This is a genomic window from Fibrella aquatica, from assembly GCF_041321135.1.
GTDB lineage: Bacteria > Bacteroidota > Bacteroidia > Cytophagales > Spirosomataceae > Fibrella > Fibrella aquatica.
On sequence record NZ_JBGGWF010000004.1, the window covers coordinates 107528 to 127342 of the forward strand.

Below are 19815 nucleotides of genomic sequence, written 5' to 3' on the forward strand. Positions count from 1 at the left end.
GTCTAAGTAAGAAACTACCAATCCGATGAAGCACTTCCAGATGATATCTGCCGTCAGCGGCCTAACACTCGTTGCCGGGTTCCTGACTTTTGTTGCCTGCAAAACCACAACAGACACTGTCACCCCCGATACGTCGGGTACAACGAGCACGACCACGACGATTGGCACGGGCGTTCCCGATGTGTACAAAAAGCTATACGGAGCCACCGAAATTTACGTGGAAGGAGCCAACATTGTCATTAAAACCAAAGGCCGGCCCGATCATAAGAGTCCGTATTACCAGGGAACGCAGTGGGAAAGCACCCTGTACGCCGCCTATGACGGCAGTAACACCCGGTTCTCGGTTAACCCGAACCGGATTAAAGAAGTGAACCTGACGTTTAAAATTCCCATGAACCCGGCTGTCGATGCGGCTCATTCGGCCACGCCGATGGGGGCCATTGGCGTGTCGCTAAATGGCGTTGCCTTCTATAACCAATACGCGGCTATGGGAGCACCCCTCACCAACGAAATCAATGGATTTGATCAGTATGAGGGCCATCCTCAGCAGCAGGGACAATACCACTACCACGTCGAACCAACGTACCTGACGGCCGCCAAAGGGAAAGAGGCCCTGCTCGGCTTCCTCCTTGATGGTTTCCCGGTATACGGCCCCAAGGAAAATGGTAAAACCATCACCAACGCCGACCTCGACAAGTATCACGGACATACCGGCGCAACGGCCGATTATCCGAACGGGATTTATCATTACCACATCACGGCCGAAGATCCGTACATTAATGGCAGTGGCTTTTATGGCAAATCGGGTACAGTTACGCAGTAAATGGGGTTTGTTTGGGCTTATGCTGGTCCTGTTCTGCTGCCAGTCTAGGCCAGAATCAGGGTCAGCTATTCCCAACAGGCACGTCTCGGCAGATAGCCCCGGCTGGCAACAGCGCGAGGGAAAGCTGTGGTTGAACAACGAACCGTTCAGTGGGTGGCAGTATCAATGCAGCCGCTCAGGCGATACCCTTTTCACTGGTTCGTACCTGACCGGAAAGGCCGAAGGGATTCATCAGCATTGGTACCCAAACAGGCAATTGAAAGAGGTCAGGCATTACCGAAACGGTTGGCAGGAAGGTGAACAACGCGGCTGGCATGAATCGGGTAAGCCTTTGTTTGTTACCCACTTCCAGAACGACGTCTATGAAGGCAGTAGGAAAGAATGGTACGCCAACGGACAGTCTGCCCTGGATGGAACCTACCACGATGGCCACGAAAACGGACCACAGAAACAATGGTTTGACGATGGCACGTTGAAAGCCAATTACACCGTTCGCGAGGGTCGCACGTATGGATTCACCGGAGTTAAAAACTGCGTCAATGTCTGGGATTCAGTCACTGTTGCGCTATAGTCTGCTCATTGCCTCACTGGCCGTGCTAAATGCCTGTCAGGAAAAACCGGGTACGTCAGCCGCTGAGTCGGTTCCGTATTACAACACACCCGACTTTACGCCGGTTTGGCTCAACAGTGCAACCGAAATTGACAAGCAGATCACACACCGGATCGCCGATTTTTCATTTCGAAATCAGGTCAACGAACTGATTTCGCCCAAAACAGTAGCGGGTAAAGTCTACGTCGCTAATTTCTTCTTTACATCGTGCCCAACAGTTTGTCCGAAAATGACGAACCTGCTCAAAACCGTGCAGGACACGTTCCAGACCAACCGCGACGTAGCGCTCTTGTCTTTTAGCGTTACTCCCTGGCTCGATTCGGTTCCCCGCCTTGCCCGGTATGCCGCCACAAAAGGCGTCATTCCGGGTAAATGGCATCTGCTGACCGGGCCACGCGGACAGATTTATGACCTGGCGCGTAAGTCGTATTTCGCCGAAGAAGCCATCGGCTTTACCCGCGACTCAACCGAGTTTCTTCATACCGAACACCTCATCCTCGTCGACCAGAATCGCCGGATTCGCGGCGTATACAACGGCACCCAACCGCTGGAGATCGACAAACTGATCGTTGACATCCGCGCTTTGCTGGGTACTGGTTCTTGACAGGATTAACAGTGACCGCATCGGGAGCCGCCACAAAACGCATGCTACGCCCCTCTGGGGCTAACTCGGCGGACGTAGCATCTTGGTGCTACCGATGCTTCGGCCCGCTGGGCCTGATAAGTGAGCGTCACCCGCTTTGTCTACGGTTGAGTTTGCAACCCCAGCGGAGCGCACATCGTTAGCAAACGCCATTCAGAAATAACGAGCAGCCTCAGCAGGGCGAAGCATTAGTAGCAAGACGTCATTGCAGAAACAACTAGTAGCCCTAGCGGGACGTGCGTCGGTCGCAAATGCCATTGCAGAAATAAAGAGCAGCTCCAGCGGGGCGAAGCATCGGTAGCAGATGCCATTGCAGAAATAACGAGCAGCCCCAGCGGGGCGAAGCATCGGTAGTACCCAATATGCGCAAAGAGAACACGAGCCCCAGCGGGGCGAAGCATGCGTTATGGGAAGGATTAAAACCCACACAAAGACAAATTCAAAACGTCGGACTGCTGTTGAAATCATCGCTTGCCATAACTACCGACTTTTCTCTGTGAAAGGTCTACCGGCTAAACACCTCGGTCTGTTCATACAACCAATCTTTTACCATAAAGAAGTCGAAAGGCATAAGTTAACAATCAACTAACACTATGTATCTAATAGACGTAGTAGCTTTGCTGCTGTAAAACTTATACCAACATTTTCATGACTTCATCTCTACAGCGCGTTTTTTACGCCTGGCTCGGGCTACTCATGCTTTGCATGACGCCGAACTGGGTACGGGCACAGTCCCCAACCGATCTGTTTTTCTCCGAATACACTGAGGGAACCAGCTTCAATAAAGCCCTTGAAATCTACAATGGCACCGGCTCCGCTATTGATCTAAGCACCGGTCAGTATGTGATTCAGACCTATTTCAACGGTGCTTTGACTAGTTCGTCACTTAGCCTGACAGGCACCATTGCCTCAGGAGGCACCTATGTGGTTGCCCATCCGTCGGCGGCGGTAAGCATTACGGCTGTAGCTAATCAGCTTAATAGCAATGTTATTAACTTCAACGGCGACGATGCGATTATTCTGCGAAAAGGCGGCACGTCGGGCACTATCATCGACGCTATCGGTCAGATTGGCGTCGATCCTGGTAGCGAATGGGGAACGGGCCTAACATCGACCTCTGATAACACGCTTCGCCGAAAAGCTGCCTTCTGCTCGGGCGACATCAACCCGGCTGATGCCTTTGACCCGGCTATAGAATGGGATGGTTTCGCGGTGAATACATTCGACGGGTTTGGCAGCCACACAATCTCTTGTGGCGGGGGTGGCACACCAACGCTCCCCTCTGTGTCTATCGTGGCTACGGATGCCAATGGCGCTGAAGCGGGCACGGACCCCATCGTGTTCACCCTCTCACGCAGTGGCAGTACCGACGCAGCCCTTACCGTGAACTATGCCGTAGGCGGCACAGCCACCAATGGCACCGACTACACCCCCGCCCTGAGCGGCGTGGCTATCATTCCGATCGGTCAATCGTCGGTTACGCTTACCCTCACACCGGTAGATGATGCGGTTATTGATGCCAACGAAACGATTAGTCTGACCGTTTCGACCGACGCAGCCTATACCATCGGTTCAGCAACGGCCACGGCTATCATCGCCGACGACGAGATCACGCCCAGTCAACGCATTCACGATATTCAGGGAGCAGCCCACATTTCGCCTTTACTTGGACAGGTAGTGAACAACGTACCTGGCATTGTTACGGGATTACGCACCAACGGATTCTACATGCAGGATCCGAACCCCGACAACGATGACCGCACCTCAGAAGGCATCTTCGTCTTCACCAGCTCTGCCCCTGCCGTGGCGGTGGGTACGTCAGTACTGGTAAGTGGTTCAATCGCTGAATTTCGCACGGGAGGTAACGCTGGCACCAACAACCTGACAATTACCCAGATTCAGACGCCAACCGTAGTCACCGTATCAACCGGCAATGCACTGCCCGCCGCCACAGTACTCGGCAATGGCGGTCGCACGATTCCGAACACAATCATCGAAGATGAGACGGGCAACGTGGAGACGGGTAACCTGGCATTTGATCCGGCAACCGACGGTATCGATTTCTACGAAAGCCTGGAAGCCATGCTGGTGCAGGTTAATAATCCCGTGGCTACAAGCCCAACCGTACGATCGGGCGCTGGTGCCGGTGAAATCTGGGTAGTTGCCGACAACGGTGCCAACGCAACCATCAAGTCTGCACGTGGCGGCGTCATCATAAGCGCCAATGACTACAACCCCGAACGCATCCAGATCGATGATACGATGCTGAATCCTCCAAGCGGTGGCTATTCAACGCCAACCGTCAACACGGGTGCGCAACTGAGCACGATCACGGGTATTGTAAACTGGGTGGCCGGTAACTACGAAGTACTGGTTACCTCAGCTCCAACGGTTATTTCAAACGGTCTTACCAAAGAAATTACTACGCTGGCAGGAACCGCCAGTCAGTTGACGGTATCGACATTTAACGTGGAGAACCTGTCGCCAAATGACAACGCGACCAAGTTTAACAACCTGGCCAGCCGGATCGTCACCAACCTGAAAGCGCCCGATATTCTGTTGCTGGAAGAAATTCAGGACAACAACGGCGCAACGAATAACGGCGTGGTAGATGCCACCACGACCTACAACCTGCTGATCTCAGCCATCACCAATGCCGGTGGGCCAACCTACCAGTTCCGCCAGATCGACCCGGAAAATAACCAGGATGGCGGTCAGGCTGGAGGTAATATCCGCGTGGGCTTCCTGTTCAATGCTAACCGGGTATCGTTTGTCGATCGTCCGGGTGGTACAGCAACGGCCGCTACCACGGTTAACAACGTAAATGGTGTTCCGCAACTATCCCTCAACCCCGGCCGCGTTGATCCAACCAACCCTGCCTTCATCAATAATGATGGTTCAGGCCCGGCCAGTAACAGCCGCAAACCACTGGTAGCTGAGTTCATGTTCAACGGTCAGCCGGTATTCATCATTGGCAATCACTTTAGCTCGAAAATTCCTGACGAAGAGTTGTTCGGTGTTAACCAACCCGCCCGACTGCTAAGCGAGCCACAACGCCGCGAGCAGGCCACGGTTGTCCGCAACTTTGTACAGAGCATTCTGGCCGTTGATGCCAACGCCAACGTGATCGTACTGGGCGACTTAAATGACTTTGAGTTTTCGGGTCCGCTGAACATTCTGAAGGCAGCTCCGCTGAATGTGTTGATCGAAACGTTGCCCGCCAATGAACGTTACACATATATTTTTGAAGGCAACTCACAGGCCATCGACCACATTCTGGTGAGCAACAACCTGCTGAGCAAGCTGGATCAGTACGACGTGGTGCATATCAACGCCGAGTTCATCGATCCAGACAGCGATCACGATCCAAGCGTAGCCCGCTTCAATATCGCTACACCCATCGTACTCTCGGCCACAGCCACGCCTTCGCAGCTACTTACAACGGGTACAACCACGTTATCGGCGACGGTATCGGGAGGTACCACGCCGTACAGCTTCACCTTTGTTGGACCGGGTACCATTACGCCCAACGGCAACACAGCTACGGTTTCAGGGATACCGGCCGGTGTGCAAACGTTTACCGTTATCGCGGGTGATGCAACAGCACCACGCAGCCAGACCACCTCAACGACCGTGAGTGTTACAGTAACCGCTCTTCAGCTACAAGTGCTACACCGTGATGTTGACAATTACGCCAACAACAACGCCATACAGCCTGTGTTGCAACTCGTTAACCAAGGCACAGAAGCCATTCCGCTGGCTCCGCTAACATTGCGTTATTACCTGACGGTGGAAGACGCCTCTCCCCTGACTAATCTCTCGGTACGCTATGCGCAGTTAGGTGCGTCTAACGTCAGACTGCTTTATGTTCCACTGGAACAACCTCGCCAGGGTGCGTTTGGGTACGTTGAGTACAGCTTTACGCCCGCCGCAGGCAGTCTGGCTCCGGGTGCTAACACAGGTGCCATTCAGAGTTACATTGCCAAGGCAGACTACTCCGGCCTCAACGAACTCGACGATTACTCGTACGCCACCGTACGCGACCGACTGGTAGCCAATCCACGCATCACGGCCTACTATGACGGTGTGCTAATCGCCGGTCAGGAGCCAGCACTGGTAACGCCGGTACGTCAGCTACGGGCACTTACCGAGAGTAAGAACGGCCCATCGGCAACCCAGATCAGCACATACCTGACCGTACGCAACGAGGGGAACCTGCCAGTGAACTACAGCGACGTAAAAATCCGCTACTATTTCACTGCCGACGGTCCACAGCCCCTGAAATTTGAGCTGGACTTCACCACGTTGGGTGCGGGCAATGTAAAGGCTCAATTGGTTAGTCTGCCTAATCCGCTTGTCAATGCCGATACGTACCTGGAATTGAGCTTTACCAACCTGGGTCAACTATCGCCGCTGAGCAACACGGGGCTCATCAGATATCGCATCACCAAACCAAATGGCGGTCGTTTCAACCAAACCAATGATCATTCTTATCAGGAACGCCCGGAAAGCTTAAGCGAAAACGGTCGGGTAGTCGTGTATGTAGGCAACGAGCGAGTTTGGGGTACAGAGCCGGCAACCGGTGCTGCCCGCCGCGCGGTTGAGGCCGAGCCAATGCCTGAACTGACGGTTCAACTGCTGGGTAACCCCGTTCAAGGCGACGCCCAGGTAGAGGTAACCGGTGCACTGGGTCAACCCCTCCGGTATGTCTTGACCGATCTGAATGGCCGCGTAATTACAAATCGCCAGATTGACCAGGCGACGGCTACAGATCGGCAAACATTCTCGTTGAGCGGTCAGCCAGCCGGTGTATTACTGCTTCGCGTGAGCACGCCAACGCAGGTCAAAACCGTAAAAGTGGTTCGGCCTTAATTAATCAACACGTACAAAAAAGGGGCAACCGGATATCCGGTTGCCCCTTTTTTGTGTGACTTGACTTGACGTGTGAAGCTTCCCGAAGAAACTATTTCAAGCTACCCATACCACCGTCGATACCAATAATCTGACCGGTGATCCACGATGCCTGATCGCCCAGCAGGTACGCTGCCATACCGGCAATATCTTCCGGTGTACCTACCCGGTTAAGAGGGTGACGCTTATCAGCTGCTTCGCGTTTTTCGGGCGTACCCAGCAACCCTTTCGATTCGGCCAGCGGTGTATCGGTCAGCGAAGGTGCCACGGCGTTGACCCGAATGTTAAACGGGGCAAACTCAGCTGCCAGTGATTTAGTCAATCCCTCTACGGCTGATTTAGCCACCGAAACTGATGAATGCAAACCCATGCCCAGTTTGGCAGCTACCGTACTAAACAGCACGATACTGGCCCCTTTCGACTTTTTGAGCGAAGCCAGGGTGGCATGAATTGCCGAGATAGCACCCAGCACGTTCACTTGCAAATCAGCCTGATAGTCAGCAGGCTGTAATCGCTGAAACGGCTTCAGATTGATGGTGCCGGGCGCATAAACCAGCCCGTGTAACTCTTCGGGTAATTGGTTGAGTGCATCGGCAGCAGGGTTGTTTACATCCCACTCCATGTGCGTACAGGTGATGCCTTCGGGTTGCCGACGGCCAGCCGTAAACAGCGTGGCTCCCTGAGCCTGTAATGAAAGAGCCAGTGCATGGCCTATGCCCGAACTGGCTCCGATGATCAAAATATTCTTGCCTTGCATAAAGTGCGTTTTTGTTAGGTTCAAGGTTCAATGTCTAAGGTCCAATGTGGCGCTGCCCACCAAACCAGTGGTTGGATAGCAACGCTACATTGGACCTTAGACATTAAACCTTGAACTCCATTACATTGTTGGTTTCATGCCCACATACTTCAGGAATTCCTGGCGGGTGGCTTCTTCGTCGAACTTACCGCTGTAGGCCGCCGTCAGGGTTGAACTGGCGGTATCGTTTACCCCACGTGTAGAGACGCAAAGGTGAGCGGCATCAATAATGACGGCTACGTCTTCGGTTTGCAATGCCTTTTTCAGTTCATCGGCGATCTGCATGGTCAGACGTTCCTGCACCTGTGGCCGTTTGGCAAAGTGCTGCACAATCCGGTTCAATTTCGATAGACCAATTACTTTACCGCTTGAGATATACGCAACGTGCGCTTTACCCATGATGGGCACGAAATGGTGCTCGCAGTATGACTGTACCGTAATATCCCGTTCAACCAGCATTTGATTGTACTGATACTTGTTTTCAAACAATGTAGTGCTGGGCTTATTAGCTGGGTTAAGCCCTTTGAACGTTTCGTTCACGTACATTTTGGCCACCCGACGCGGGGTACCTTTCAGACTATCGTCGGTCAGATCGAGACCCAGAATGGTCATTATCTCCCGGAAATGGGCTTCAATAAGATCAATTTTTAAGCTATCGTCCAGATCGAACGCATCGTCACGCAAGGGCGTATCGAGGTTCGCACTGGCGTGGTTGTCTCCCATGTCGTCCACCAGTTCATCGGTCAGGCCGTGGTTATGGCCATTACCGTTCAAGTGAATGCCATTAGTTGACAGGGCGTCATAAGACGGGATATTCAACGAAGTTCCGTTCGGTTTCATAAAGACGAATTTTCAAGTCGAGCGTTGGCTCTAGTTGGGTTCTTAGTATGTTGTAAATGGTGATGGCAATATTCTCTGCTGAGGGGTTAAGGTCCCGAAATTCATCGGTATCCAGGTTCAGGTTTTTGTGGTCGAACCGATCAGTGACGTGCAGCTTAATCAAGTCACCGAGGTGTTTCATGTCAATGACGTACCCCGTTTCAGCGTCGATCGGGCCAATAACCTGAACAATCAGGTCATAATTGTGGCCGTGATAATTTAAATTATTACATTTTCCGTATACACGGGCATTTTTCTCATCTGACCAATTCGGGTTGTTCAGACGATGGGCGGCGTTAAAGTGTTCTTTACGAAACACAGCTACGCGGGGGGTGTTTTCCCCGGAATTTTCCGTCATGTGTAGTTATGAATCAAATCAATGATCCAACCTGTCGTTACAAAGTTTGTGTACAACACAGGCAGACCTAAGTGCGTTGGTATTCAGCGATTTAACGCTACGCCCGGAGGAGTGCTATGGTTAATATACTAACCGCAGAGAAGGCTTTTTTGTTCAACTTTTTACGTAAAAGACTAAACAAAACAAGTTCTTCATTCCTGCCTATTAACGGTGAAATACGGGTGTTTGTTCCCACGTAAGTAACTGCTCACTACCTAAGCCACACGACACGCTGACAGTGAATCGCTGACCCTGTAAAAAACGTAGCTGTAACTTAAGCTTACTGATTGATGTTCTGTCAAAAATATATTAAACTATCAAACCTATAGATTAACTTAAATGATAAATAATCCTAATAAGTCTCTCGCGGGTCTAAAATTTATTCCAGTTAAACGAACAGACTTTTTCGCTACCGTCCGTAGTCGAGTCGACGTCTACTTTACCGACCGTCAACTATCGACTCACGCGAATAATGCCATGTGGTTAAAAACCGTCTTCTTCCTGGTCACCTACCTCGTTCTGTACGGTCTTATCCTGTCGAATCAGTTTGGCGAGCTCGTCATGTTGGGTATGGTTACCCTATTGGGTCTCTTCGCCGCTTTTATTGGTTTCAACGTATCGCACGATGCATTGCACGACGCGTTTACCAGCAACACCCGATTAAACCGGATTCTTGGACGCAGTTTTTGTCTGATAGGTGCCAGTCCATATCTGTGGCGTATTATGCACAATGTCGTGCACCATACGTATACCAACATTCCCGGCCACGACGAAGACATTGAAGTAGCCCCCGGCCTTGTTCGCCTCGATGCCGACGAGCCGTACCGACCCTGGCAACGGTTTCAGCATCTCTATGCGTTTCCTCTCTATGGCCTTGCTTCGCTATCGTGGGTATTCAGAAAAGACTATATCAAGTTTTTCAAGAAAAAGATTGGGCAGCATAACAACACCAATCATCCCCGTCGCGAGTACATCAATCTGTTTTTATACAAAGGCGCCTATTACATCGCGTTCATTGTGATACCGCTGGTATTCGTTGAGCTTAGCTGGTGGAAGATCCTTTTGGGCTTTGTGGTGATGCATGTAGCCGAAGGCATAGTACTCGGTTTAGTCTTTCAGCTAGCTCACGTTGTAGAGGGTACTTCGTTTCCTGTACCTACTTCCCTCAATACCATTGAAGAAGCCTGGGCCGCACATCAAATGCAGACCACCGCTAATTTTTCTCCAAAAAGTAAACTGGCTACGTTCTTCTGTGGTGGACTAAACCGGCAAATCGAACACCATTTGTTTCCGCGAATCTGTCATATTCATTATCCTGCCATTGCCGATATTGTGAAACAAACGGCTAGGGAATATGATCTGCCATACCTGGAAAATCCAACGTTTTTCTCGGCGTTGACCTCTCATTATCAGGTACTAAAACGGATGGGTAGTGCTCCGGCGGTAGTATAAGCAAGGCTTCTTAGCCATGCAACTCAATAACCTGCCCATCCTGGCAACGCAGCGTACGTCCAGGAAATTTGTGGATCAGGTCGTAATTATGGGTAGCCATCAAAATGGCAGTCCCGGCATTGTTGATTTGTTTGAAAACGGCCATGATCTGATCGGCTACGCCGGGATCCAGGTTACCCGTTGGCTCATCGGCGATCAACATCAGGGGTTCATTGAGCATGGCACGGGCAATAACGATCCGCTGCTGTTCACCACCCGATAATTGGTGTGGCATTCGCTTTTGGTGCGTACCCATACCTACCTGCATGAGCACTTCCGAAATACGATTGCTCATCTTCGTCTTATCCGTCCACCCGGTGGCCCGCAATACAAACTTCAGGTTCTCTTCCACATTCCGATCGAAAAAGAGCTGAAAGTCCTGGAAAACAATCCCGATTTTACGCCGCAGAAACGGCACATCGGTTGGTTTAAGCTTATCCAGCGCAAATCCGGCTACTTTTCCCTTACCCTGCTGTAGCCACAAATCCGCATACATGGTTTTCAGCAACGACGATTTACCGCTGCCTGTTCGACCAATCAGGTACACGAATTCGCCTTTATAAATATCAAAAGATACATCGCCTAACACGAGTTTGGTACCCTGATAAATATCAGCCTGATACAGCGAAAGAACGGGATCGGAGTTGAACATGGTCTGAATTATGATTTACGAGTTACGAATTACGATTTGTTACTACCTTCCAATAAGCTAGCGCACTCAAATCATAATTCGTAACTCGTAATTCGTAAATTACATTGTTCCCGCCTTTTTGTGGTCGGCCAGGAATTTGGCGAGGCCAATATCGGTCAGGGGGTGATTGAGTAAAGCGGTCATTACGCTCAGAGGACCGGTCATTACATCGGCTCCGATTTCAGCGCACTGAATCACGTGCATTGGGTGACGAATTGAGGCGGCAAGCACTTCAGTCGTATAACCGTAGTTACGGTAGATCGTTACAATCTGCTCGATCAATTCAATACCGTCGGTCGAAATATCATCCAGACGACCAACGAACGGTGATACATATGAAGCACCCGCTTTAGCGGCTAACAGTGCCTGACCAGCCGAAAAGATCAGCGTACAGTTGGTGCGAACGCCTTTTTCCGAGAAATATTTCAGGGCTTTCACGCCATCCCGAGTCATTGGAATTTTCACAACGATGTTATCATCGAGTTCAGCTAATTCTTCCCCTTCGCGTACCATTTCGTCGAACGTGGTACCAATCACCTCTGCGCTTACATCACCTTCCACGATTTCGCAGATCTGTTTGTAATGGCGCAAGACATTATCTTTTCCGGTGATGCCCTCTTTGGCCATCAATGAAGGGTTGGTGGTTACCCCGTCGAGGATACCCATATCCTGTGCCTCACGAATATCGGCAAGGTTAGCTGTATCTATAAAAAACTTCATGTGCAAAACTGGATTTATGTGTGAGACAAAATTAGTGCTTTCTTTATTTTACTTGAGTCGTCTGTCTTCGGTCCTCTGTTGCGCTGCTAATCTATCACAAGGTCCATTAGCAACGCAACAGAGGACCGAAGACAGATGACAGAGGACTCAATATTAAAGAACATGCGTTCCGTTTTCGATCCGGCAACTGTGAATCAGGGTTTGTTTGCCGGTCCGTTCGAGGTATTTCTGTTGAACAACCTGTTCAAAATCGGCCAGGGCATCTTCACGAACCAAGTTGATGGTGCAACCACCAAAACCGCCGCCCATCATGCGTGATCCCAGCACACCAGGATGCGCACGGGCAATATCTTCCAGTACATCGAGTTCAGGGCAGCTCACTTCATACCAGTTACTAAGGCCCTCGTGCGATTCGTACATCCGCTGTCCGAACGCCTCGATATTGCCTGATTCCAGATCGGCCACACCGTTCAGCAGGCGCTGATTTTCGAGTACCACATAGGCACAACGCTTATAGAGCAACGACTCCTGATCCCGAACGTGCTTGTTCAGCATCTCCATCGTTACATCGCGCAACGAACGTACCTGATCGCCATACACCGCCTGAATCATAGCCACGCCTGCTTCGCATTCGGCCCGGCGCGTGTTGTATTCGGTTGAAGCCAGTGAATGCTTTACCCGAGAATCGCAGAGTACAATCCGGAAGCCATCCATTGCCAGCGGTGCATAGGCATACTCGAGCGACCGGCAATCCAGCTTGATTACGTGCCCGGCACGGCCCATCATCGACGCAAACTGATCCATGATACCGCACTGTACACCCACAAACTGGTTTTCGGCCCGCTGCGACAACAAAGCCATCGGCACGCGGTCCATGCCCAGAGTATACAATTCGTTGAGCGCCACAATGATGCCGTTCTCCAGCGCGGCCGACGAAGACAGCCCTGCGCCAATGGGAATAGTCCCCCCAAAAACAACGTTCAGACCACCGGGAAGAGATGTTTCTCGCTGCACCTGCTCAACGACCCCTAACAAGTAGTTGACCCAACCTTTCGAGCTATGCCGCAAATCGGTCAGCTTACCTTGATACGTACTGTTGAGATCGGCAGAAACGAAGTGAAGTTTTTGATCCTGACGCGGACCAACGGCCAGATAAATAGCCTTGTCGATGGCGGCGGGCAAAACAAAGCCCTCGTTGTAATCGGTATGTTCTCCGATGAGGTTGACGCGGCCGGGCGACTGAATGAGTGTGGGCGTTTCGCCGAACGTACCTCTAAACGTGGAGGTGAGTGTGTCGAGAACCTGCATGAGTTGAGGAAAGGGCAAAAAAAAAGGCAAATCGAATGTCTCACCGCTACGACCACCTACCCTTGCTTCCGTCAGGACCTGGGGGATTCAGCAGGAGCTGGTAGCACCGATTTGCCGGTACAAACGTAGGGCTTTATTACCGATTTGTAAAGGCCCGCTGGCTAATTTCGGGAAGATTAAAGATCGATAAACGCCTGAAATGGTGATAAACAGGCGATTGACCCTAATTATTCATTTAAAAATTTGGCTACCTGATCGACTAAATCAGCCACAGCACAGACCGTTACTCCCTGACGAAGTTGATACGTAGAGGCCATTGGTGTAACTACCAGCAAGGGTGGCTATCATGGAACCTGTAATACGACAAGCTATTATTCCCGTAATCTTGTCAACCAAAAACAAATTTACGGGAATAACGACTCATTTTCGCCCGAAATCGGCGGGGTTCTCGCCCCATTCGGTGGTTTCCCACTTCAAGATCGGATTGGCAAAACGGTGTGTTTTAAGCCACGTTTCGGCCCGTTCGAGCAGTTCGAAGAGTTCCGCATTGCGCGACGTAGGGTCCAGTTTGGTATTCGCCTTCTGTTTTTTCACCCAACTGATGGCTGTTCGCGAATCGGAGTAAATCGGCAGGTTGCTCTTCCGCTGATCCAGCAAAGCGAGGGCGTGAACGATCGCCAGAAATTCACCAATGTTGTTGGTACCGTCATGATAAGGCCCCCGGTGGAAAATCTTCTCGCGGGTTGGCAGGTAAATACCCTGATACTCCATATCACCGGTAGCTGTGTTCCAGGCGGCATCAACCACCACGCTATCCTCGATCGGTGGGCGATGCAGATCAGACAGCTTAAGCTGAGGAGCTGTTTTGGGCTTATTACCGACGTACCTGCGCGGATTGTCGGTGTACGCCTTCATGGCCTCGGTTTTGCTGTCGAACGACTTGAACAGGGCTTTATCAAATCCGTCGACCTGCTTTTTACAGGTCTCCCAACTGTCGAACACACCGGTTTCGCGACCCTGCCACACTACGTAATATTTCGGTTTCTTTTTGGCCATGCCTCTACTCCTACCGGCCTGAAATCTGCGCAGCCAGCAGCGCAATGCCTTCTCCGAAAGTGCGCGGTTCGTAACCCAGTTCAGTACGGGCCTTATCGATGATGAACCCGGTACGCGGTGGACGACGGGCGGTTTGTGTAAACGTGGCAGCGGTTGCTTCCGTGATCAGTGACTTGTCGAGGCCGAAATAATCCGCCGTTTGAATCGCCATTTCGTGGGGCGTGAGCACCTCTTTTCCAGAAATGTTGAAGATACCGGTTGCCTGTTTCTTTGCAATCAGGGTACAACCGGCGGCCAGATCTTCGGCCAGGGTTGGGCTCCGAAACTGATCGGTCACCACTTTGATAGTCTTGCCGTCTTCCAGCGATTTTTTCACCCACAGAATGATATTGCTGCGGCTCATATCGTGGGCGATACCGTAGACAAGTACTGTGCGGGCAATGCCCCAACGAAGGCCTGAGTTGATGACGACTTTCTCGGCGGCATATTTACTCCAGCCGTAGAAACTGATCGGATTGCCGTCGGCTTCTTCGGTGTAAGGCCCATCGGCTCCGTCGAAAATAAAATCGGTTGAGACATGGCACAGAAAGGCACCCACCGCGCGGCAGGCTTCCACGATGTACTCAACAGCCGTTACGTTCTGCGCCCAGCAACCATCTTTGTCGACTTCGCACTTGTCAACGTCGGTCATGGCTGCCCCGTGAATAACGGCGTCGGGACGTACCTGCGCAACTACATCAAGTACCTGCTGACGGTCAGTAATGTCCATCGCCAGGTACGTATATCCCTCAGTTGCAGGGAGGCGGTTAGTGCCGCGCGCCGTAGCCACTAAATCAACATCAGGCTGATTAGCCAGCAGCCCAACCAGTTTTTGGCCTAACAATCCGTTAGCACCGGTAATGAGAATCTTCATCGTAAATACGTGTATCCGTACTGTTTGGTAATCTTCTTCTTTTTAACCCAGTCGCCTGTCATCCGCATCCGCATATCAGACAGAGGCCGGTTTTTAGCGTCGCGCGGCTGTTTGGCAATACTGTCTATAACCGCCAGCCCATCAATGACCTGACCAAAAACGGTGTAGCTACCATCAAGATGCGGAGAGCCTCCAGTAGTTTTATATAGCTGTTTTTGTGCTTCAGTAAACTGGCGATCAGCCGCTCGGGAACGGGCGCGCTCAATCTGTTTAGACAGGTCATCGTCAGTCCAGACACGGCCCTGCACCAGATAAAATTGTACTGCGCTCGACGCTTTATCGGGCCGGTCGTCGCGGGCAGCACCCAGCGCACCACGCCCGTGAAATAAGGCAGGCACTATTTCGGCTGGTACCAGATAGCCAATATCACCGTTGCCCAGCGCCTGTCCGGCCAAGGCAGTACGCGAATCGGGATCGCCGCCCTGAATCATAAATTTCTCGATGATGCGGTGAAACAACAAACCATCGTAATATGAACTGTCGACAAGCCGGATGAAATTAGCTTTATGCTTAGGCGTTTCGTCGTGAAGCACCAGTCGCATTGCGCCAAAATCAGTCGTTAACGTCACCAGATAATCTTTCTTCTTTTTGTTCTGTCCAACGCTCAGGAGCGGAAGCAGTACAAGAAGTACCAGTAGTTTTCTCACAGATTTACCCGGTTAGTAAAAGCGTCTTTCAACCGCTGATCATGGGTAACTACAATCAGACTAGCACCAATTTGCTGTGCCTGTTCGCGGAGGAGAGCAATGACCCGGTCGGCGTTCTCATCATCAAGGCTCGACGTTGGTTCATCGGCCAGGATCACGGCGGGCTGATTCATCATGGCACGGGCAATGCTTACACGCTGCTGCTCACCCTGACTCATCTGATTCGTCTTTTTATCCAAGTGTTCGGCGAAGCCCAACTGACCGGCCAGTTGCCGGGCGCGGTCTTTTGCCTGGGTTTTGCTGGCCAAATAATTGGCCAGCAACAGATTGTCCATCACCGAAAGCGAGCTAACAAAGTGAGGCTTCTGGTAAACGATACCCACATTAGCTGCCCGAAAAGCGGCCGTTTGGGCCGGTGACAGGGTCGTTAGCTCCGTATTGTTGATCATCACCGATCCTGACTCAGGCTTTAGCAGCAAAGCCAGCAAATGCAGAAAGGTGGTTTTGCCTGTTCCTGACTGTCCCAGTATCAACAGCGCATCGCCATCGGCGCAGTGTACATCTGGAAACGAGAATGGCTTGTTGGGCGAATACGAAAAGGTCAGGCGCTGGGTTGTGAGCATAAAAGCCGGTGAAGACGTTCCACAAAAGTAGAGAGGAAATCGACCTGTCACCATCACCCGGCCGAAAAACGTGGACAGGAACGTACCTTTGCAGGGTTAGTTCCCACATTCGCTAATTCAGTATTCCCCTGTGAAACGTATCGCCATTTTTGCTTCCGGTTCGGGCAGTAACGCCGAAGAGATTACCCGTTATTTTTCCAGCCAGACAGATGTACAGATTGTACTCATCCTGACCAATAATCCAACGGCGGGGGTCATCGAGCGCTCGCGCCGGGGATTTGGTTGCGAACAGCACGTGCCGGTGGTTGTTTTTGACCGGCTGGCCTTTCGCCAGAGCGATCGTATTGTGCAGTTATTACAAGCTCAGCAAATCGATCTGATCGTATTGGCGGGATTTATGTGGCTGGTTCCCGCCGCGTTGGTAGAAGCATTTCCAGGCCGAATCGTTAACATCCACCCGGCGCTGCTCCCCAAATTTGGCGGCAAAGGCATGTTCGGACAGCATGTGCACGAGGCTGTGGTGGCTGCGGGCGAAACCGAATCGGGCATAACCATTCACCTGGTGAATGAACACTACGACGAAGGACAGATCATCTTCCAGGCAAAATGCCCGGTAACGCCCACCGATTCAGCCGACGATGTGGCCGCAAAAGTGCACGCGCTGGAATATGCCCATTACCCGCGCGTAGTGGCTGAGTTACTGACAACATTACCACAGTAACCCTAGTTGACAACGTACCTGAACTTACTCATCACACTATGTCTCGCTACCCTGCCTTATTCACCCTTGTTGCCTGTTTCTCATTGGGGCTGGCCAGTTGTTTCCGTCCTGCTATTCCCATCTCGACCGGCCCTAAATACCCGGTAGAATTGTTCTACGCCGAACAAAGACCCGGCCGGGCGTACGACGAGCTTAAGTTTCTGTATATCAACGAAGAAACGCCTCTTCAGGCCGGTCAACGTATAAAAGGCGGTCGTATGCTGGGGCGAGGCAACACCATGCTTGATAAAGACGCCCTGATGGGTAAACTGACGTTGCAAGCCCAACGTCTTGGAGCCGACGCGCTAATTAATGTCCGCTATCAGTATTTCACAACCGCTACCGCCAATGGCTATTCGCTGGAGGGATTGGCCGTGAAATACAAACAGGAACGGGAAATGTAGGGTCCGTCCGCTAAAGCACAAACGCCGCTATGGTGTCGGCCAGGGCTGGCATAATGGTCAGCTTAGGGTTGTTATAGGTAGCTGCGTTTTCTGCCCGATCAGCGGGGGCTTCTTTCAAAATGTGGCTCATCTTGTCGAAAAAGACCAGTTTTGCCTTGGGTTGGGCGGCCTTTAACCGTTCTGCCTCCGTTATACTTACCTGGATATCGTGTCTCCCCTGCAAAATAAGAACCGGCCCTTTAAACGTGTTGAGCAGTACAGCCGGGTCGTGTTTCATCCACGAAATCAGGTAGGGTTGCGTAGCGGTAGAAAATATACTCACCAGCGATTTCGGCGGATTCTTCACTAGTAAACCCGCCTTCAGGGAATCCAGATCGCGGGTGGCAGTAGCTAAAACGTCGCCCTCTACTCCCCCATCGGCAAACTGTTTTTTCAAAATCTCGGCAATATTCTGACCCGGACCGGCAATGGATATAAATCGGTTCGCCTTCGTCTGAACGGCCGCCAACATGCCCACGAGTGCCCCTTCACTGTGCCCCGCCACTGTTACCGACGAAAAACGCTTATCGGCCTGCAATTGCCGAATAAAACCCGCAGCATCGTCTGCCATGAAATTGAAGTCGAGCGGTGCGTTGTTCATCTGCCTGGCATAGGTCATCAGATTAAGGCCGCTCCCTCGTTTATCGTATCGAAACACGGCCACGCCCCTTTTTACCAGGCTATCGGCCAACTGCCTGAACGTGTTTATTTGCCCAAAACCCGGTATGCTGCTATTACCATTCCGATCAGTGGGACCGGAGCCGGCAATGAGCAAAACCACGGGTACGCGTTTGCGGGTGGTGGCGGGCAATGTCAATGTACCTTCGAGGGTCAGACTCATCCCCACCGGTTGCGTAACAACGTACCTGAGCGTCTCTTCCGACTGTGCCTGTGCCGACGCACCCAGCAACGCCAGCAACACAACGGCTAGCCCCTGCTTGAAAAGACGGTACGAATAGATGTAGGGAATGAGCGCCAGCAACAACGTAATGCTCAGAAAAACGGGTGTTTTTAACGAAGTAGGTAGCACCAGCGTGGTGAAGAAAGCCAACAAACCGCCACCAACCCAAAGCCAGCCCGCCATACGGTGCGTTTTCCGCCAGTTGGCCTCACTAGCCAGCGCCCAGGGCGTTTTGATACCCACAAAATAATTCTGGGGCACAGTCAGCATCACATTCCCGAGGGCAGCCAGCAACAAAGAGACAAACGGTAAAATGAGATCGGCAACCACCGGCCCGGATTTCTCCGACTGGATGATATACAGAATCAGGATCGTCAAACCGCTCATGAAAATGGTTACAGTAAACCGGATACGCCCATAACTAGCCGACTGCAAGCCTTTTTTAGGATCAAGGGCGGGAATAAAGCGAAGTAACAGATAGTTAAAAACCGAGAAGAGAACAACCCCGATACCGAGGGCCTCTTTGGAATTGTAATCGTCGGGCTGACCCTGAGCGTTGAAATGAGTAGGTACGTCGGCCGGCAAACCACGCCAGATGAAGGCAAGATAAACCAGCGGCAACAGGGTAAGTACAGCCAGCACCCATTCCAGCTTACGTGAAAAATTTTCCATTAGAGACACTTGATTAATAAGTTGACAGAAACACAGTTAAATAGAGTTATCAGCTGAATTAATGTCTTCGGTTGGGGGCGATGTATTGAGTACTGATGATCCGGTGAAGCCCATGAGCCAGGCCAGCAACTCGTCGAGTACCGTTGTATTCAAGGTGTAAGTCACAAACTGCCCACTCTTCGTAGAATCGACCAGACCGGCCTGCCTGAGCAAATCGAGATGATGCGAAATGCTGGGTTTGCTCATGGCAAACTGATCCGCAATATCACCCGCTGTCAGATCACCTTTCCGCAACAACTCCAGCATCTGCCGACGAGTCGGATCGTTCAACGCTTTAAACAGCGCATTCATCTCTTTTACATTTAAGTATTTAGACAATTATCTAATTACTGGGCAAGGTACTGTTTTAAATAGCGTAACACGGACTTCAGTCCGTTTTTATTGAGAGTAAGCCACACGGTAATACTGAAG

At 51.4% G+C, this 19815-nt stretch carries 19 protein-coding genes; 7 read left to right on the forward strand and 12 right to left on the reverse strand.

Translation table 11 applies throughout. The annotated features are described in order from the left end of the window. Positions 1-25 precede the first annotated feature (25 nt). From ACAW87_RS11320 to ACAW87_RS11335, 4 genes are all read left to right on the forward strand, one after another. Entirely contained in the window at positions 26-823 is a 798-nt protein-coding gene (locus tag ACAW87_RS11320; RefSeq protein ID WP_370723506.1) for a YHYH protein, read from the forward strand. Beyond that, positions 795-1394, forward strand: coding sequence for a toxin-antitoxin system YwqK family antitoxin (locus ACAW87_RS11325; RefSeq protein WP_370723507.1), 600 nt, complete (start codon positions 795-797; stop codon positions 1392-1394). The genes ACAW87_RS11320 and ACAW87_RS11325 overlap by 29 nt, the downstream gene beginning before the upstream one ends. Then, positions 1363-2037 (forward strand): SCO family protein, encoded by a 675-nt coding sequence (locus ACAW87_RS11330; protein ID WP_370723508.1) that lies wholly within the window; start codon positions 1363-1365, stop codon positions 2035-2037. The genes ACAW87_RS11325 and ACAW87_RS11330 overlap by 32 nt, the downstream gene beginning before the upstream one ends. 687 nt (positions 2038-2724) lie before the next feature. Continuing rightward, positions 2725-6948, forward strand: a complete 4224-nt coding sequence (locus tag ACAW87_RS11335; protein ID WP_370723509.1) for a cellulose binding domain-containing protein — start codon at positions 2725-2727, stop codon at positions 6946-6948. Between the two features lie 91 nt (positions 6949-7039). Here the strand turns inward: ACAW87_RS11335 and ACAW87_RS11340 are convergent, their stop codons facing one another. The 3 genes from ACAW87_RS11340 to ACAW87_RS11350 all read right to left on the reverse strand — a co-directional run bounded on the left by ACAW87_RS11340 (position 7040) and on the right by ACAW87_RS11350 (position 9020). Beyond that, complete coding sequence (locus ACAW87_RS11340) at positions 7040-7744, reverse strand: SDR family NAD(P)-dependent oxidoreductase (RefSeq protein ID WP_370723510.1); 705 nt, start codon at positions 7742-7744, stop codon at positions 7040-7042. Between the two features lie 120 nt (positions 7745-7864). Next, positions 7865-8623 (reverse strand): GTP cyclohydrolase I FolE, encoded by a 759-nt coding sequence (folE, locus tag ACAW87_RS11345; protein WP_370723511.1) that lies wholly within the window; start codon positions 8621-8623, stop codon positions 7865-7867. Next, the gene (locus ACAW87_RS11350; RefSeq protein ID WP_370723512.1) at positions 8583-9020 is read right to left on the reverse strand and encodes a 6-pyruvoyl trahydropterin synthase family protein; all 438 of its coding nucleotides are present in this window, start codon (positions 9018-9020) and stop codon (positions 8583-8585) included. Before ACAW87_RS11350 ends, folE begins: the two co-directional genes overlap by 41 nt. A gap of 378 nt (positions 9021-9398) precedes the next feature. Between ACAW87_RS11350 and ACAW87_RS11355 the strand changes: the two genes are divergently transcribed. Continuing rightward, positions 9399-10511, forward strand: a complete 1113-nt coding sequence (locus ACAW87_RS11355) for a fatty acid desaturase family protein (RefSeq protein WP_370723513.1) — start codon at positions 9399-9401, stop codon at positions 10509-10511. Between the two features lie 10 nt (positions 10512-10521). Here ACAW87_RS11355 and ACAW87_RS11360 read toward each other — a convergent pair whose 3' ends face one another. From ACAW87_RS11360 to ACAW87_RS11390, 7 genes are all read right to left on the reverse strand, one after another. After that, positions 10522-11202, reverse strand: coding sequence for a cell division ATP-binding protein FtsE (locus ACAW87_RS11360; protein WP_370723514.1), 681 nt, complete (start codon positions 11200-11202; stop codon positions 10522-10524). A gap of 99 nt (positions 11203-11301) precedes the next feature. After that, a complete protein-coding gene (gene fsa / locus ACAW87_RS11365) occupies positions 11302-11961 on the reverse strand; it encodes a fructose-6-phosphate aldolase (protein WP_370723515.1) in 660 nt (219 codons plus the stop codon). Between the two features lie 153 nt (positions 11962-12114). Further along, on the reverse strand, positions 12115-13269 hold the full coding sequence (gene galK, locus ACAW87_RS11370) for a galactokinase (protein WP_370723516.1): 1155 nt from the start codon (positions 13267-13269) through the stop codon (positions 12115-12117). Positions 13270-13689: 420 nt separating this feature from the next. After that, positions 13690-14325, reverse strand: a complete 636-nt coding sequence (locus tag ACAW87_RS11375) for a ribonuclease H1 domain-containing protein (protein ID WP_370723517.1) — start codon at positions 14323-14325, stop codon at positions 13690-13692. Between the two features lie 10 nt (positions 14326-14335). Continuing rightward, positions 14336-15238, reverse strand: coding sequence for an SDR family oxidoreductase (locus tag ACAW87_RS11380; RefSeq protein ID WP_370723518.1), 903 nt, complete (start codon positions 15236-15238; stop codon positions 14336-14338). Then, positions 15235-15945: a peptidylprolyl isomerase gene (locus ACAW87_RS11385; protein ID WP_370723519.1), complete on the reverse strand. Its 711-nt coding sequence runs from the start codon at positions 15943-15945 to the stop codon at positions 15235-15237. Before ACAW87_RS11385 ends, ACAW87_RS11380 begins: the two co-directional genes overlap by 4 nt. Further along, positions 15942-16568 carry an ABC transporter ATP-binding protein gene (locus ACAW87_RS11390; protein WP_370723520.1) on the reverse strand — a complete coding sequence of 209 codons (627 nt, stop codon included), beginning with the start codon at positions 16566-16568 and terminating at the stop codon, positions 15942-15944. The genes ACAW87_RS11385 and ACAW87_RS11390 overlap by 4 nt, the downstream gene beginning before the upstream one ends. A gap of 130 nt (positions 16569-16698) precedes the next feature. Here ACAW87_RS11390 and purN point away from each other — a divergent pair, with 130 nt between their 5' ends. Beyond that, positions 16699-17289 (forward strand): phosphoribosylglycinamide formyltransferase, encoded by a 591-nt coding sequence (gene purN, locus ACAW87_RS11395; protein ID WP_370723521.1) that lies wholly within the window; start codon positions 16699-16701, stop codon positions 17287-17289. A 38-nt stretch (positions 17290-17327) separates the two neighbouring features. Next, the gene (locus tag ACAW87_RS11400) at positions 17328-17732 is read left to right on the forward strand and encodes a hypothetical protein (RefSeq protein WP_370723522.1); all 405 of its coding nucleotides are present in this window, start codon (positions 17328-17330) and stop codon (positions 17730-17732) included. Between the two features lie 10 nt (positions 17733-17742). Here the strand turns inward: ACAW87_RS11400 and ACAW87_RS11405 are convergent, their stop codons facing one another. Then, positions 17743-19344 carry an alpha/beta fold hydrolase gene (locus ACAW87_RS11405; RefSeq protein WP_370723523.1) on the reverse strand — a complete coding sequence of 534 codons (1602 nt, stop codon included), beginning with the start codon at positions 19342-19344 and terminating at the stop codon, positions 17743-17745. Between the two features lie 36 nt (positions 19345-19380). Beyond that, on the reverse strand, positions 19381-19695 hold the full coding sequence (locus ACAW87_RS11410) for an autorepressor SdpR family transcription factor (protein WP_370723524.1): 315 nt from the start codon (positions 19693-19695) through the stop codon (positions 19381-19383). Between the last annotated feature and the right edge of the window lie 120 nt (positions 19696-19815).

What these genes read in the sequence shown, in the direction of transcription:
- ACAW87_RS11405 (WP_370723523.1), bottom strand. Translation starts at nt 19,344, where the DNA reads ATGGAAAATTTTTCACGTAAGCTGGAATGGGTGCTGGCTGTACTTACC.
- ACAW87_RS11400 (WP_370723522.1), top strand. Translation starts at nt 17,328, where the DNA reads ATGTCTCGCTACCCTGCCTTATTCACCCTTGTTGCCTGTTTCTCATTG.
- ACAW87_RS11355 (WP_370723513.1), top strand. Translation starts at nt 9,399, where the DNA reads ATGATAAATAATCCTAATAAGTCTCTCGCGGGTCTAAAATTTATTCCA.
- ACAW87_RS11330 (WP_370723508.1), top strand. Translation starts at nt 1,363, where the DNA reads ATGTCTGGGATTCAGTCACTGTTGCGCTATAGTCTGCTCATTGCCTCA.
- ACAW87_RS11390 (WP_370723520.1), bottom strand. Translation starts at nt 16,568, where the DNA reads ATGCTCACAACCCAGCGCCTGACCTTTTCGTATTCGCCCAACAAGCCA.
- ACAW87_RS11360 (WP_370723514.1), bottom strand. Translation starts at nt 11,202, where the DNA reads ATGTTCAACTCCGATCCCGTTCTTTCGCTGTATCAGGCTGATATTTAT.
- ACAW87_RS11410 (WP_370723524.1), bottom strand. Translation starts at nt 19,695, where the DNA reads ATGAATGCGCTGTTTAAAGCGTTGAACGATCCGACTCGTCGGCAGATG.
- ACAW87_RS11320 (WP_370723506.1), top strand. Translation starts at nt 26, where the DNA reads ATGAAGCACTTCCAGATGATATCTGCCGTCAGCGGCCTAACACTCGTT.
- ACAW87_RS11340 (WP_370723510.1), bottom strand. Translation starts at nt 7,744, where the DNA reads ATGCAAGGCAAGAATATTTTGATCATCGGAGCCAGTTCGGGCATAGGC.
- galK (WP_370723516.1), bottom strand. Translation starts at nt 13,269, where the DNA reads ATGCAGGTTCTCGACACACTCACCTCCACGTTTAGAGGTACGTTCGGC.
- ACAW87_RS11335 (WP_370723509.1), top strand. Translation starts at nt 2,725, where the DNA reads ATGACTTCATCTCTACAGCGCGTTTTTTACGCCTGGCTCGGGCTACTC.
- ACAW87_RS11325 (WP_370723507.1), top strand. Translation starts at nt 795, where the DNA reads ATGGCAAATCGGGTACAGTTACGCAGTAAATGGGGTTTGTTTGGGCTT.
- folE (WP_370723511.1), bottom strand. Translation starts at nt 8,623, where the DNA reads ATGAAACCGAACGGAACTTCGTTGAATATCCCGTCTTATGACGCCCTG.
- ACAW87_RS11380 (WP_370723518.1), bottom strand. Translation starts at nt 15,238, where the DNA reads ATGAAGATTCTCATTACCGGTGCTAACGGATTGTTAGGCCAAAAACTG.
- ACAW87_RS11350 (WP_370723512.1), bottom strand. Translation starts at nt 9,020, where the DNA reads ATGACGGAAAATTCCGGGGAAAACACCCCCCGCGTAGCTGTGTTTCGT.
- ACAW87_RS11375 (WP_370723517.1), bottom strand. Translation starts at nt 14,325, where the DNA reads ATGGCCAAAAAGAAACCGAAATATTACGTAGTGTGGCAGGGTCGCGAA.
- fsa (WP_370723515.1), bottom strand. Translation starts at nt 11,961, where the DNA reads ATGAAGTTTTTTATAGATACAGCTAACCTTGCCGATATTCGTGAGGCA.